Source organism: Paenibacillus sp. FSL K6-1566 (assembly GCF_038050475.1).
Taxonomy (GTDB): Bacteria; Bacillota; Bacilli; order Paenibacillales; family Paenibacillaceae; genus Paenibacillus_AQ; species Paenibacillus_AQ lactis.
In genome coordinates this window covers 499,127-513,466 of sequence record NZ_JBBOSR010000001.1, presented here as the reverse complement: position 1 = coordinate 513,466, position 14,340 = coordinate 499,127, and the positions used below count along the sequence as shown (strand labels likewise).

The 14,340-nt window shown below is 54.1% G+C and carries 12 protein-coding genes; 1 reads left to right on the top strand and 11 read right to left on the bottom strand.

Going from position 1 to position 14,340, the window contains the following annotated elements; translation table 11 throughout:
• Position 1: 1 nt before the first annotated feature.
• The 11 genes from NST08_RS02230 to NST08_RS02180 all read right to left on the bottom strand — a co-directional run bounded on the left by NST08_RS02230 (position 2) and on the right by NST08_RS02180 (position 13,271).
• Positions 2-1,084: a dihydrodipicolinate synthase family protein gene (locus NST08_RS02230; RefSeq protein WP_341341410.1), complete on the bottom strand. Its 1,083-nt coding sequence runs from the start codon at positions 1,082-1,084 to the stop codon at positions 2-4.
• A complete protein-coding gene (locus tag NST08_RS02225; RefSeq protein ID WP_341342602.1) occupies positions 1,085-2,101 on the bottom strand; it encodes an NAD-dependent epimerase/dehydratase family protein in 1,017 nt (338 codons plus the stop codon).
• A 227-nt stretch (positions 2,102-2,328) separates the two neighbouring features.
• On the bottom strand, positions 2,329-3,423 hold the full coding sequence (locus NST08_RS02220; RefSeq protein WP_341341409.1) for a DUF4349 domain-containing protein: 1,095 nt from the start codon (positions 3,421-3,423) through the stop codon (positions 2,329-2,331).
• Between the two features lie 286 nt (positions 3,424-3,709).
• Positions 3,710-5,041, bottom strand: coding sequence for a hypothetical protein (locus NST08_RS02215; RefSeq protein ID WP_341341408.1), 1,332 nt, complete (start codon positions 5,039-5,041; stop codon positions 3,710-3,712).
• A gap of 340 nt (positions 5,042-5,381) precedes the next feature.
• On the bottom strand, positions 5,382-7,019 hold the full coding sequence (locus NST08_RS02210) for an ATP-binding protein (RefSeq protein WP_341341407.1): 1,638 nt from the start codon (positions 7,017-7,019) through the stop codon (positions 5,382-5,384).
• Positions 7,020-7,352: 333 nt separating this feature from the next.
• Entirely contained in the window at positions 7,353-7,826 is a 474-nt protein-coding gene (gene tnpA / locus NST08_RS02205) for an IS200/IS605 family transposase (RefSeq protein ID WP_007127619.1), read from the bottom strand.
• A 265-nt stretch (positions 7,827-8,091) separates the two neighbouring features.
• Positions 8,092-9,513, bottom strand: coding sequence for an aspartate ammonia-lyase (locus tag NST08_RS02200; protein WP_341341406.1), 1,422 nt, complete (start codon positions 9,511-9,513; stop codon positions 8,092-8,094).
• A 246-nt stretch (positions 9,514-9,759) separates the two neighbouring features.
• Complete coding sequence (locus NST08_RS02195; protein ID WP_341341405.1) at positions 9,760-10,218, bottom strand: SRPBCC family protein; 459 nt, start codon at positions 10,216-10,218, stop codon at positions 9,760-9,762.
• Between the two features lie 141 nt (positions 10,219-10,359).
• Positions 10,360-10,947, bottom strand: a complete 588-nt coding sequence (locus NST08_RS02190) for a TetR/AcrR family transcriptional regulator (protein ID WP_028406201.1) — start codon at positions 10,945-10,947, stop codon at positions 10,360-10,362.
• Between the two features lie 222 nt (positions 10,948-11,169).
• Positions 11,170-12,555 carry a sensor histidine kinase gene (locus NST08_RS02185; protein ID WP_028406202.1) on the bottom strand — a complete coding sequence of 462 codons (1,386 nt, stop codon included), beginning with the start codon at positions 12,553-12,555 and terminating at the stop codon, positions 11,170-11,172.
• Entirely contained in the window at positions 12,552-13,271 is a 720-nt protein-coding gene (locus tag NST08_RS02180) for a response regulator transcription factor (RefSeq protein ID WP_028406203.1), read from the bottom strand. The genes NST08_RS02185 and NST08_RS02180 overlap by 4 nt, the downstream gene beginning before the upstream one ends.
• A gap of 160 nt (positions 13,272-13,431) precedes the next feature.
• Between NST08_RS02180 and NST08_RS02175 the strand changes: the two genes are divergently transcribed.
• Complete coding sequence (locus NST08_RS02175; RefSeq protein WP_007130611.1) at positions 13,432-14,322, top strand: hypothetical protein; 891 nt, start codon at positions 13,432-13,434, stop codon at positions 14,320-14,322.
• Positions 14,323-14,340: the final 18 nt, after the last annotated feature.

Below are 14,340 nucleotides of genomic sequence, written 5' to 3'. Positions count from 1 at the left end.
ATCAGTCCGAAAGCCATTCTTCCAAGTGCTCGCGAATAAAGTCGTCGTCATTCAGATGCGGATAATCACGATAGACCCGATCAATTTCCTCGGCCTGTCCCGGTGACAGCGTCTCATGCGGATTCAGGCACCAGGTTCCCTTCAGCAGCCCTTGGCGCCGGAGAACCTCGTGGATTCCCGGGATGCATCCGGCGAACCCATGCGCGGGGTCAAAGAAAGCCGCATTGCAATCCGTAATCTCGACATTGCGCGTCAGCCATTCCTTGGAGAGGCTTCCGGCTTTTCTCGCCTCCTTGATTTCCTCCAGCAGCTCGACCGCTTTCTGCGTCCATACAGCCCAATGGCCCAGCAGCCCGCCGACGATCTCCTTCTCTACAGCAACCCCGTCGACCTGAAAACGGTACGTGGTCAGCAGATCGTTCACGATATTATCGTCATTGCCGGTATACAGCGCGATCTCGTCCCGGCGGCTGGAGTAGCAGACGGCACGTACGACGTCGATCGTCTGGTACCGGTTAAACGGCGCCATCTTGATGGCCACGACGTTCGGAATTTCGGCAAAAGCCCGCCAGAAATCGAAGGAGAAGATCTTTCCGCCGACCGATGGCTGAAGGTAGAAGCCGATAACCGGCATTTTAGCGGCGATCGCCTCAGTCCGCTTCAGGATGTCTTCCTCGCTCCAGCCGTCCAGACCGCCCATGCTGAGCAGCACCGCGTCATAACCGAGCCTTCCGGCGATCTCCGTCTCCTCGAACGCTTGCGGAGTCGGGCCGCAGACGCCCGCGACCAGGATGAACGGACGCTCAAGCTTGGCCTTGCCGATTTCTTCGGCCGCAAGCCGCAGCACCGGCTCGTACAGATCAATGCCGGGCTCGCGAATCTCGAACTGGGTCGAATGCACGCCGACCGCAATGCCGCCTGCGCCTGATGCCGCATAGTAACGGGACAAGGCCCGCTGGCGTCGTTCGTCCAGCTTACGGTTCTCGTCCAAGGCGAGGGGGTGAGCCGGAATGACGAGCCCTTGATGGAGGGCCGCTAATTTTTCGGGAGCCAATTGCAAGGTGGTGGTTGTCAGTCCGCTCATTTAGAATTTCCCCTTTCTCTCTTGGAAGTGTGTCGGCTTGTTCCAGCTTTCGCCGCCAGCCTGTACCCATGCTGCGGTCCAGTCGATCATCTGCAGCAGGGATACCTTCGGATAGCCGAACAGCTGGTGCGACTTCGACGCGTTATTCAGCAGCGCCGTTTCGGATTCCGTGCCGATAAACCGCGCCTCTTTCCCCATCCGTTTGGCCAGCTCCTGTGCCGCCCAGCGGATCGACATCGTCTCCGGTCCGGTAATGTTGATGATTTCGGGCGGAGTGCTGCAATGCAAGAGAGATCGGAGCGCCATCGCGTTGGCATCCCCCTGCCATATAATATTCGCGTGCCCCATCGCCAGGTGAATCGGGCGGTCCTCATGAATGGCCTTGGCCAGCTCATGCAGTACGCCGTACCGCATATCGATCGCGTAGTTGAGACGGTAAATGGCCATCGGCGTTCCATTCTGATGGGAGAAATATTCAAAGACCCGCTCCCGGCCCAGGCAGGACTGCGCGTACTCGCCGATCGGCTCCGGCGCAACCGATTCGTTCACACCGCCGCTCCCTACCGGGGAGAAGGGATACACATTCCCCGACGAGAACACCACGATCCTCGATTGCTTGAACTTCTCGGCCACCCGCCCAGGCAAATACGAATTCATCGCCCAGGTGAAATACTCGCGGCCGGTCGTGCCGAACTTATTCCCGGCCATATAAATGACGTTCGGGGCTTCCGGCAGCTGCTGCAGCTCCCCATCGTTCAGCAGGTCGCACGAGATCGTGTGGACGCCCGCTTCCTCCAGCTCGCGTCTAGCCTCCTGGTTCGAGAACCGGGACACGCCAATGATCCGTTTACCCCCGCCTCCTTCGCGGACAGCGTTCGCCGCCAGTCTCGCAAGGCTCGGACCCATCTTCCCACCGACGCCAAGTACCACAATATCTCCATCCAATGACGCCAGATCGGCGACCAGCTGTTCCGAAGGCTCAGCCAGCTTCGCTTCTAGTTCTTCAACGGTCAACATCATTTCATCTCCTCCTCGTATTGATTCCCTTTCATCATACGGGGGGATATTATATAAAGACAAATCTTTAAATCGTCTTTAAATAAATGGATGCTAGGGCAAGCACGCAAAATGTTTCTGCAATCGCTGTAGGTTTCAGATTTCTTGACGGTATAGAACCTGGCACAGTAGAAATCTGAAACCAAAGGCGACTGCCTGCATCGTATTCTTAAGTTTAACTCTTGCCGTTATTCGTCTTTCCTTTCGTTTTCCTCGTCCTGTGGGCCTTCCGGATGCCCTTCCTCAAACGTCGGCCCGTTATTGAGCAGCTTTCGCTTTTGGGCAGCCTCTTCCCGTTTCCGCTGCCCCGATTTTCGAACCAGCCATAGGATGAGCAGGACGAGGGCCGCGATGACCAAGACGGGAAGCGAGCCGGAAAGGATGACGATCATCCATTGGACGATGATGGTGATCACGTCGATGCTGCCCTGAAAGGCTTCGGAGACCCTCTGGCCGAGCGGCGCCTGGGCGGCGGAGGACTTGGGATCATCCTTTTTTTGCGGCGTCTCGTAAAGCCTGATTTCTACGGTGGAATACGACACGTTTTGGTCAATGTACCGCATCCGGCCCTTCATCTGCTCGATTTCTGATTGAATGCGCTCCAGCTCGTTGGCAAAAGCAACAAGGTCGGTCGTTTTGGTCGCCTTCTTCATGAAGGCTACGTACTGCTCCTCCATGATTTGCTTGGCCTTGAGCCTGGATTCCAGATCGACATATTCCTCGGTCGCGTCCTGCCCCTCGATGCTTCGCTGCAGGTTTTCATGCGCAATGTTCTCCAAACGGTTTAAGAAGGAGGAGAAGCCGTTTGCAGGAACCTTCACAATAAACGTGCCGCCTCTTTCGCTGCTGGACTGGGTTTCGCTGAAATTCACGATATAGCCGCCTGAAAGCGTCACGATGTTCCGGACTTCCGACTGCGCTTTGCCATAATCCTGAATCTCCATCACGATATTCGCTTTGTACATCAGCTTTTTGTTAAGCCCGTTTGACAGATCCTGCGAATTAATGCCCACGCCGGAAGTCTGAGCAGGCGATGGCATATTCGGAAGCTCGGCATCCGCCGATGCCGGTTCCTCGGCATTGTGACCGCTTTTCACCGACGTTACGTTTTTCGCCGACGCACCTCCGTCTGTGTTTGAAGCCCGATCCGCCGAGGCTGATTGCGTTTCGGCTTCCGGGGCTCCCCCGGCGCTTTCGCTTTTGCCTTGAGAACCCGATGAGCAGCCGCTGACCAGCAACACGGTAAGCATCAACGCAGCAATCCATGAACTCCGCTTTCTCATCCTTTAACCCCCTATATATGGATATTTCCCATTTTAACTACTAACGGTTCCATCATATGGAAGGTTGCGGATCGGGCTATAAGAAATTATCAAGGCGGAGTCTTACGGCTCGCAATATGCCGCGTGTATCCCCTTAACTCCGCATATGCGCTCGGCGATTCGGCTTAGGACACCATCTTAGCCCCACCTGCTCCAATTCCTCTTTTGATGATGTAGTCCATCGCCAAAAGCGCCTCCTCCGTCGCATAACGGAAGAGGCGCCTGTTCTCAGAGCAATTCCACAGAGCTATTCCAAAAACGTAAATCTGAAAATCTGTCTTGGTCTTCCCCGAGGCACCTTCTCGATCCCCGAAATTTCGACAAGACCGTGGTCGGTCCACAGCTGCAGCAGCCGATGCGCGCTCCGCACCGTAATATCCAGCAGATGCGCAAGCTCATGGACCTTGTACTCATACTTGCCGGAGCGGGCCCGCTGGTTCAGCAGCTTGCTCAAATACGCGCTTGTCATCCCCGCATCCTCCGCCCGCTTGATCAAGGCGGGATCCGTCACGGAGAGCACCTCCTGCACCGGATCGGCCATCTCCAGCGGACCGATCAGCGTTCCGTCCTCCCGGACGATGAAGCAGGCATTGCCGCCGACCTCCTTCGCCTTCCGCATGGCGATGCGGGCATTCGTCCCCGCCATGCTGGCCGATCTGCCAAAGCCCATCCCGATGCTCAGCGAGATCCCGTAGGTCTTGTTCACGTCCTTGGCCAGCGGAATGGTCTTATACCCGCCGCTCTCCCGCTCAAAGATCCCCCGTGTCGTAAAAAACAAATATTCATCCCCGCCCAGATGGGTCAAATACCCATCGAGCGATTCCACATAATCCAGCACCATCCGGTGGATGTCGAGCTTCAGCTTCTGCACCTCGTGCTCATTGCTGCGGCGAAGCGCCTGGGCTCCGAAATCATCGACATTGATCATGCCGACAACGATTTGCCCTTCCCGGCTTCGGCGGGATGCCGTAGATAACAATGCCCGCTCCAGCGACACCACGATATCCTGATCCGAGGGAAGCAGCCATTCATGCGGAATACCAAGGGCGGCCAGCTCCCTGGCGACCGATTCGACGCCGGTAAGCGCAATGGAGCATGCACCCGATTCGTACTGGGCTTGGTGGAAGGCGGTTATGTGCTGCTTAGGGGCATATGCCGGCCCATCGTATACGACGGCCCGTACCGAAGGGATGCGTAAATCCTTCAGCGTGCGCACAACCATCGTTTCCGTCAGCGTATCCACGGATACTCCGCCGGCAAGCTCCCCCTTCTGGCTGGCTGAGAACAACGCTTTATACAAGCCGGCATCGGTGACCGGCACATAATGAACGGGGATCGCCAAGAGCCCGCTCTCCTTTACCTTCCGCTGCGACAACGGATCGGAGAGGAACAATACCTCCACCTCATCACTGATTCGCTGAGCCAAGGCAGGCGCTTCATCTTCTTCCTGAAATACCAGCGGCATCGGGTCGAAGGACGGAAAGGTGTCCATGATCTTCATGATTTTATCGACAATGGTCTGCGTCCCAATGATCCCGATGCGAATTTGCTGAACCTGCAGCCGGCTGCTCTCACTCACGATCCTTCACTCCCGTTGTTTTCGGTTTGCACCGGCGATTCGAGTTAATCAAGCCGGCATGGTTACCTAAATCATACCTGCTATCGAAAATTTGGCAAGTTATGAAGCCAAAGTGAATCCATCTCCCAGCATGATGGGATCGAACGAAGCTTTGTACATGGAGTACAAAAAGTAGCACTCCGCACTTCGTGATTTCAAGCAAATGAACAAAAAACGCTGACCCCATCCCGGCCGATTCGGACCGAAAGATGAAGCGGTCAGCGTTTGCTCGTTCATACCTAAGAGATACACAAACAATCGTCGTTACCGTCCCCAAGGCGCCTCGGGATCTCCCAAAAGTCTACATATCCTGAATCGGCAGTCCGATTTCGACCGATGTTCCTTTTCCCGCTTCGCTTCGAATGGTCATCGTCCCGTCATGGGTTTCAAGAATCCGGTGAACGATCATCATCCCGAGGCCGTTCCCTTCGGGCTTCGTTGTATGAAACGGCTCCACGATCCGGGAAAGCACATCCTCCGTCATGCCGGTGCCGTTATCGGTAAAGGTAATCCGCTGATACCCTTCCCATACATCCAAACGAACATGAATATGGCCGCCGTAAGGCAGTGCCTCCATCGCATTTTTCAAAATATTCAGGAACACCTGCTTGATCTGATTCCGGTCGCAGCGGATGGTGGCGCTCTGCTCAAGGGTGCGGGTTATTTCAATGTCATTCAAATCGGTCTGAATTTCGAACAACTGGAGCACTTCCTCCAAAATTCCGCCGCAATCCTCAAGCTTGAACACCGTCGCCTGGGGCTTACCCAGTATCATAAATTCCCCCACGATGAGGTTGGCCCGTTCCAGCTCGGACATCATCAAATCATAATGGCGCAGGTTATTGTCCCGATGTGCCAGCTGCAGCAGCCCTTTGACCGTTGTTAGCGGATTGCGGACTTCATGGGCAATGCTCACGGCCACCTGTCCGGCAAAGACCAGCTTCTCCGTATTGCGAAGCACTTCCTCCGTTCGCTTCATCTCCGTAATGTCCCGCAGGGTGCCGATCACGCGGATGAGATTGCCCTCCCGGTCGTAGACCGGCTGCACATCCAGCATATAGTGATGAATATCCCCGCCAAGCTCCATGGTCAGCTCGGCGCCGATGCAGGATTCCCCCTTGTGAATGACCTGCTCATAATACCGGCTGATCGGAGGAATCTCAAATATCGGCCGGCTCACATAGTTCGAACGGTCGCCATCATCCGGACAGAGCAGCCTTAAGCTGCAATCGTTCATCTTTAGAATCCGCCCGCTGTCGTCGGTAATGATGACGCCGTGGTACTTTGTATCCATGAGCACCTGATTCAGAGTCTGAAGCTGGGTGTTCTGCTTCCGGGTAAACATTTCGCGCTCGAGCGAATCCGCCATTGTGCAGAGCAACGCAAGCAGGTGAGGATGCTCGTGCTCAATATCGGTCATGAGGGAGAGCGTGCCTAGAATCCTTGAGCCATCTTCGCCCCGGAAAGGAGCGGAATAACAGGCCATCCGCTGGAGAATGTGATGATAATGATCTTCTCCGACTAACCGGAACGGGCGCTTGTGCCGGAGGCACAGATGAACCGAGCTCGGGCCGTTATGCTCGTTATACCCGAGCCCTTCTCCGATTCCCAGTTCTCTCACCGTTTCGATAATGGCAGGATCCCCTGCAAGATCAAGCACGTACCCGTCATCATCCGTAAGCGTAATGATGACCGGATTGCCTGAGCCGGAGGAGAGAAATTTCCGAACGAACATCTGCGTAACTTCGATATATTCCTTATATTTTTCACGCCTTGCGGCTAATGCCTCGGGATCCAATCGATCAGGATGAGATGGAAGAAACGCCGGATTCATCCCTTTATCTTTGCACTGCTGTTTAGCATCCTGTATAATCTCCCGATCTGTGATTTCACCGTATTGATTCTCCACAAGCGCGTACCCCTTTATATTACGTTTCATTTATTTAAGAATTGCTCTTTAATACAATCAGAGGGCACGGCACAGACCCTGCGGCCTGCCCTCTGCCTCATATATCTAACATTATCATACCATATCGGCTTGTCTCCGCCCTTGGCTTTTTTTGGCCGTTTGGGTTCGATCACCATGAGCCGGATGTCGGATAAGGAACTAAGATATAAGTTCATGAAAAAAATCAGAACCACCCGTCAAACGGGTGGTTTGCTCTTGGGGTATAACCCCTTGTTGCCAAACTGCGCCTAAAGACGCTAGCCTGACAATAAAATTGTTCAGGCTCAGTGTAATTTGTCACTTTCACTTACCAGTTAAACTGGTTTACTTCTTCTTGTTACTGTTTTTGCTGAATGGGTCTTCATACTCTTTCACACTCAGTTTATCAATTGCTTGGTCATGTGCTTCTTGCTCACGGATATATTTTGCCACGGTGGCTTCATTCAAGCCCACTGTGCTGACGTAGTATCCCTCCGCCCAGAATTTTCGATTACCATATTTATACTTCAAGCTAGCATGCTTCTCGAATATCATGAGTGAGCTTTTCCCCTTCAGGTATCCCATAAATGATGATACTGAGATTTTTGGGGGAATTGCTACCAACATATGTACATGATCGGGCATCATGTGACCTTCGATTATCTCCACTCCCTTGTATTTACATAATCGTTTGAATATTTCGATTAAGTCTTTCCTCACTTGATTATAAATCTCTTTCCGTCTATACTTCGGGGTGAACACAATGTGGTACTTGCACATCCACTTCGTGTGAGCTAAACTATAGCTCTTGTTTGCCATCTAAGACCATTCCTTTCATTATTGAGCCTGAACATCTCAATTTTATCGGAATGGTCTTGTTGGTCAAACCTCGATCCCTCCACCCGCATAGCGGGTGGTTTTTTGTTTCGCACGCTTCGCGAGCTCAACTGGCTAAAGCCGCAAAAAAAGCGGCGCAGGATTAACCTGCACCGCCATGCTATTCAAGCCGTAATTCCTTTATGGTAAGCCTGGATCTGCCGTGTTGCCATTTACCTGGAACCCAAGCATTCTGTCTTCCTGGAGCCTACTGGTTCAGCAGAAACTCCTCGCCTGCGATTCCCGGGGAGGTCATGTGATACGGATCCAAAATAACCTCGACCTGCTCCTCCGTCAACAGACCCTGCTCCAGAATGATCTCCCGGATGCTCTGGCCCGTCTTCTGCGCTTCCTTCACCAAGCGGGACGCCACATCATAACCCAAATGCGGATTCAATGCGGTAATGATGCCGTAGCTGGTATCAACGAAGTGCTTGCAGCGTTCCTTATTGGCCTGCAGGTCAACCACCAGGTTCTTGTAGAACACGTCCATTCCGTTTCTCAAAATTTTAAGGGAATGCATCAAATTGTTCGCCGCTACCGGAACCATGACATTAAGCTCGAACTGTCCCGCTTCGCAAGCCAGACTGATTGTATGGTCGTTTCCGATCACCTGGAAGGCGATCTGATTCATTACTTCGGCCATCACCGGATTAACCTTACCCGGCATAATGGAAGAGCCCGGCTGTCTTGCCGGCACATTCAGCTCATTCAACCCGGCTTTCGGCCCTGAGGCCATTAAGCGGATGTCGTTGCACATTTTCGAAATATTCACGGCGCATACCTTCAAGGAAGCCGAGAGCTCCATATAAGCATCGGTATTCTGGGTAGCATCGACGAGATCCTCGGCCTGCTTCAAGGTGAATCCCGTCTGTTCAACCAAATGCTTCACCACGCTGTCCATATAAGCCGGCGTTGCATTCAGTCCTGTTCCAACCGCTGTTGCCCCCATGTTCACGACGAGCAGCCCTTGCGCAGCCCGATCAATCCGGGCAATATCCCGGCTGAGCACGTTGGCGTACGCCCCGAACTCCTGCCCCATCCGAATCGGAACGGCATCCTGCAGATGCGTGCGTCCCATCTTGATCACATCATCGAACTCCCGGGCCTTCGCCCGAATACCATCCACCAGCGTCCGGAATACCGCGAGCAGCTCCTGCGCCAGGCGGTAGGAGGCAATGCGGATCGCGGTCGGAATGGCGTCATTCGTGGACTGCGACATATTGACATGATTGTTAGGATTGCAGTAAAAGTATTCCGCCTTCTGCTTCCCTAGAAGCTCCAGCGCACGATTCGCCAAAACCTCATTCATATTCATATTAATCGAGGTGCCTGCTCCGCCTTGAATCGAATCCACGATGAATTCCGAACGGAGATTGCCTGCGATAATTTCATCTGCTGCTTCCACAATGGCTTGGCCGATCTTTTTCGGCAGAAACCCAAGCTCCATATTGGCCAGTGCTGCCGCCTTCTTCACTTCCCCAAGCGCGGAGATCAGCTCTGCGTGGATCGGCACGCCGCTTATCGGAAAGTTCTCAACCGCTCTGACGGTATTAATGCCGTAATAAGCTTCAGCCGGAAGCTGTTTTTCCCCCAGAAAATCTTTTTCAACCCGAAATTGCATACCCATGGACAATCACCATCGCCTTTTCTTTTTTTGTAAAATGCAGGGAACCTGCTATCATCCATCATGCCCGGATATATATAGAATTCTGCTTGAAACGGGAAAATCCTCTAACTCCCTCCTCTATAGTTTACGTCCGATGTCAGGGAAGATTGATCATTTTGTGCGGGTGTGCAAGCAATCCCCGGTCTGAAGGCAGGCCTTTAGGGAGAAGGAATGGTGCTCCATCGGCATTGGTTCAGCAGAGGCTATTCATGGGGCTTCCTTGCTGAATCCATCGGATGCTTCCTTCAATCGGTGCAGCACATCCTCCCAATGCGCCTTCATCTGCTCCCTGGCGTACAGATCCTTCAACTTCTCCTGATGGAAGCTGATGGTCGTTCCCCCCTGCTTGGTTGGCAGAAGGCGGATCTGCAGGGTCGAGGGGACGCTCCAGCCGGCCCGCTGCCATGACATCCGAAGCTGGTGCATAGGCTTGACGACGCGCAGCTCCCCATGATTTCCCTCCCGTGTCGCAAAAGCCGTTCCCCGAGCAAGCTCCAGCGTCTCGACCTCTCCCAGCCATAGGGACAATCCCTCGGGTGAAATCAGCAATCGCCATGCCTCCTCCTGCGTGATCGGCAACGTTCTGCGGACCCCGACCTGAAATCCCGCAGCTGCGGTCAAGCCGACCGGCTTCTGCTCGGAGCGTGTAATATGAGACTCTTTCATAAACAGATCCCTCCTTTTTTCATACCTGCCTTTGATCACAATCAATAGTTAGTGCTAACTATCTATTCTTGTAAAAAAAACGTCGTTCTGACGAGTTTTTTCCTGTACCGTGGCGAAAATTTGGGGGCACGAGGCTGGCTCTCACGGCCTCATGGCCCTTGCGAACAGCGAGATCCCGTTCTCCAGAAGCCCCGGCATACTCCCGTCGGTAATCGGCTCCGCTTCGAACAAGCTGCTCATGAACGCCCCGTAATTCATCCACATGAACGACAACGCCGCCGCTTCCGAATCGGTACTTGCTGCCTTTCCCTCGCGCTGCATCTGATCGAAATACTCCGTCAGCATCTCCTTAAGCAGCCTCGGATGCCGTTGGGCCTGGTCCCTAAGCGGCTTCAGCTCTGGCTCCTGCAGCACGATGCGGATCATCTTCCGGTTGCGGTTCATGCTCTCTTGGTATCGCCGGCTGATGAGCAGCAGGTCGCTCTCCAAATCCGAGACCAGCTCTTCGTCAAACACACGCTTCATTTCCCCGGCGTAATAAAAGCGCTCGATTGCTGTCTCCAGCAGATTCTGCTTGCTTCCGAAGTTGCGGAACAGCGTCATTTCGCTAACCTCCGCGGCTGATGCGATTTCCTTGGTCGATACTCCCTTGTATCCCTTCAAGACCATCAGATCGATTGCCGTCAGCAGCAGTCTGTCTTTGTTGCTCATCGTTTCCCTAAGCTTCACCTATGCTCCCTCCCCATTTCGTTTGTTAGTGCTCACTATCGCCCTTTTTGTATGATTGTAGCCCCTTGCACTTTTGTTGTCAATAGAAGGTAATCGGGCGTGAGGCTCTGCTTTAACCCACGCGCCCTCAATCTTTGCTCAAGCCAGAATGCATGCAGGCTTTAGCGGCTCCCCGTTGCTTCGCAAGGGCCGTTCGTGTCAGCAGCCCGTCCCTTAACAGCTTCACGCTCCTGCAGCACGATACGGAGGGAAGCCGAGCGTGATAACTGCACCCCCCTCCTTGCGGTTGGCAGCCATGATCAGTCCGCCGCAGCGCTCGACAATCGCCCGTGCGATGGCCAAGCCGAGACCGGATTCCCCGTTTTTCCCCTTTACGAACCGGTGGAAGAGGAATGGAAGGAGCTCCTCGGCGATTCCCTCCCCGTCATCGGAGACGGACAGCACCACCCGTCCCTTCTCAATGCCGGCGTGGATGTAAATATGCTTACTGGCGTGCCTTGCGCCATTAGTGACGATGTTCAGGAGAGCCTGCAGCAGCTTATCGCGGTCCGCATATACGATTAATGTTTCGTTCTTGGCATAGGAAAGATGCACGGACAACCCCTTCTTGACGAGGACCGGATTGATCCTCTCGACGGCTTCTTCCACCAGCTCTTTCAGGTGGACGGGAGCCGCCCGAAAAATATCCTCCTCGCTATCCAGCTTCGCCAGCAGGGTCATTTCAGTTACGATATTTTTCATTCGGCTGCTTTCGCTCATGATGATGTCCAGCCCCTTGCGGATATCCTCCCCTTCGAACACGCCATCCCGGATGCCTTCCGCATATCCGGAGATCGACATGAGCGGCGACTTCAGCTCATGGGAGGCATTCTGGAAAAATTGCTTCTGCACATGGCTATACCGCTCCAGCTCGTTCGCCATTTCATGGACGGCTTCCGCCACAATGCCGATTTCTCCCGGAGCGCCCACTCGCCGGACCTCCGAGAACTGACGCTCCTTCACCTTCTTCAGCTCTTCCCGAAGCAGCATGAGCGGCTTGATCAGCTTTTTCGTTATAAACAGACTTAGGATCAGCATCATGACCGCCCCGGCGCCGAAGACGAGCAGCAGCCGTCCCAGCAGCGCCTGCTCGATCGCCTTGATCTTGCTGATCGGCGTGATCAGCGTAAGCGTGCCTTGAGGCACCGAGGTAACCTCCGTAAGGAAGAGATCATCTTTCAGCATCTGCCGGACTGTCAGGCCTTCGGCAATCCCGACAGATCGGCCCTCGGTACCCTTGATCGGGGCTGCTTCCGCCGGGACCGCCGCAGGAAGCGGCATGGAGCTGACCACATTTCCCTGCATGTCCGTAATGACGGCAGCCACGTCGACGATCGGGTAAGTGGAAATCCCGCTCGCCATTGCCAAAGGGGCTTCTTCAATCGGAATCTGCTTCTCAGCCGCGCTGACCAAAGTTGCTGTCATTTGAGCTCCAATGGACTGCATGTCTTTCCGCTGCGTTCCGATGAAATGGTCAAGAAGCACGTAATGGATGATCACCGCCGTCACTGACAGAACCGCGATCAGTGATATCGCAAACGCCAGATTAATCTGATGCACCAGCTTCATGGCAATATCTCTCCTCCTTCGGCCCGCATTCGGTATCCGTGTCCCCAGATCGCCTCGATCGGCAGCTGCTCCACCGTTTTCCGTAGACGTTTGATCAGATGGTCGACCGCACGGTCACTGCCGAAATAATCATCCCCCCATACGGAGGTCAGCAGCTCGTCCCGCGTAAACGCGCGATTCGGATGCTCGGCGAACACCCGGAGCATCTCGAACTCCTTGTTGGTCATATCCACTTCAGCTCCGTCCCAGAATACGCGCCGCTCGTCCGGCAGCAGCCGGAGACGGCCGTTCGTAATCCCTGCAGACTTGGACGCAGGCTGGAAAGCTCCGCCTGTATGATTGAGTTTATACCACCGGCTCAGCTGCCGTTTGATGCGGGCCACCAGTTCGCGGGGGCTGAACGGCTTCACCATGTAATCGTCGCTTCCGAGCTCAAGCCCCAAAATTTTGTCCACTTCGCTGTCCTTGGCGGAAATCATGATGATCGGCACTTCGGCCTTCGTACGAATTCGCCGGCACAGCTCGAAGCCGTCCATGCCAGGAAGCATAATGTCGAGCACCCACATATCCGGCGGATTCGTCCGCCACAGCTCCCAGGCCTCCTCAGCAGTTCCAAGACCGACCGTCCTGTAGTTTTCCTTACGCAAGTAGGCCTCCACCAAGTTACGGATATGCTGGTCATCGTCAACGACCGCAATCAGCACATTTGCATTCATTTCATGTACCTCCGGGCTTTATCTTCTCCCAGTATACCAAGCGGCGGTCGGCGAATGGGAAATGCCATTATTTTTCCACAAAAGCACCAACGTTCTGCCAATGCCGATCTGTAAATTGGAAGCTGTAAGACAACTTATCCCCCAAAAAAGGAGTGTTACGATGAATCACAAGCATGTTTTCGGCAAGCTGGCCCTTTCGGCCGCTCTGCTTGCGGCATCCGCCGGCACGGCCCATGCCTCCGCAGACTCGTCTACGACCGATCGATCCCTTCACAATGTGAAGATATACCACACGGAAGCCGGTCCGGTCGCTTCCTCCGTTCGCATACTGCCTGATCCGCTGGAGCTGGCCAAGCGGTACGCACCGGAGACGCTGAAAGACTGGGAGCAGGCGCTGGAGAAATACAAGAAGCTGGCCGTAGCGGAAGGGAAGGCCCTCTTCATTACGGCCGAAGCCGCTCCTTTCGAATCGGATCCGGAAGCACAAGGAAAGCCTGCGGCCATCCGCGCAGCAGCCGTTGCAGCAGTTAAAGCGCTGGACATTCAGGGCCAAGACATCAAGGAATTGAAAGAGGCTGCGAAAACGGTTGAAATTACAAAGATCCTGGGAGATTCAGAGATCTTGGGAAATTACGAGATAAAAAGTGATGCCGGCCTGGTACATGTCGCGAAACCGAGCGATATCGCGGAACAGGGTTTCCCTAAGCAATGGGTGAAAACGATCATACGGCATGAGCTTAAGTCCGATGATACGGCTAGCGACACAATCGTCTCCCCTATAGAAGCGAGCATTGCTATCAAAGCGGCAGCAGCCGTATCTCCGGACGGTATCCCTATTGAAGCAGCTCCAGGCCACCATAAGGAATTTAAGGCCGTCAAACTTACCGAGAGCGATATCGCATTCATCGAAGCGCGAATGGAGCTTGCAGAAGCCGTGGAATCGAAGGATTCCGCAGCCATCAAGAACGCGCTGGCCCACCTTCTTGAGCAGTACAAGGCACAAATCACCCAACTGGAGCTGAAGGCTGCGAAGGAAGATGCCGGGCGATGAATAGCCTTTAGGAAACGA

Bases quoted from the DNA above. Each gene is read 5' to 3' on its own strand.
- NST08_RS02230 (WP_341341410.1), bottom strand. From the start codon at position 1,084: ATGAGCGGACTGACAACCACCACCTTGCAATTGGCTCCCGAAAAATTA.
- NST08_RS02175 (WP_007130611.1), top strand. From the start codon at position 13,432: ATGAATCACAAGCATGTTTTCGGCAAGCTGGCCCTTTCGGCCGCTCTG.
- NST08_RS02220 (WP_341341409.1), bottom strand. From the start codon at position 3,423: ATGAGAAAGCGGAGTTCATGGATTGCTGCGTTGATGCTTACCGTGTTG.
- NST08_RS02185 (WP_028406202.1), bottom strand. From the start codon at position 12,555: ATGAAGCTGGTGCATCAGATTAATCTGGCGTTTGCGATATCACTGATC.
- tnpA (WP_007127619.1), bottom strand. From the start codon at position 7,826: ATGGCAAACAAGAGCTATAGTTTAGCTCACACGAAGTGGATGTGCAAG.
- NST08_RS02180 (WP_028406203.1), bottom strand. From the start codon at position 13,271: ATGAATGCAAATGTGCTGATTGCGGTCGTTGACGATGACCAGCATATC.
- NST08_RS02225 (WP_341342602.1), bottom strand. From the start codon at position 2,101: ATGTTGACCGTTGAAGAACTAGAAGCGAAGCTGGCTGAGCCTTCGGAA.
- NST08_RS02195 (WP_341341405.1), bottom strand. From the start codon at position 10,218: ATGAAAGAGTCTCATATTACACGCTCCGAGCAGAAGCCGGTCGGCTTG.
- NST08_RS02200 (WP_341341406.1), bottom strand. From the start codon at position 9,513: ATGGGTATGCAATTTCGGGTTGAAAAAGATTTTCTGGGGGAAAAACAG.
- NST08_RS02210 (WP_341341407.1), bottom strand. From the start codon at position 7,019: ATGAAACGTAATATAAAGGGGTACGCGCTTGTGGAGAATCAATACGGT.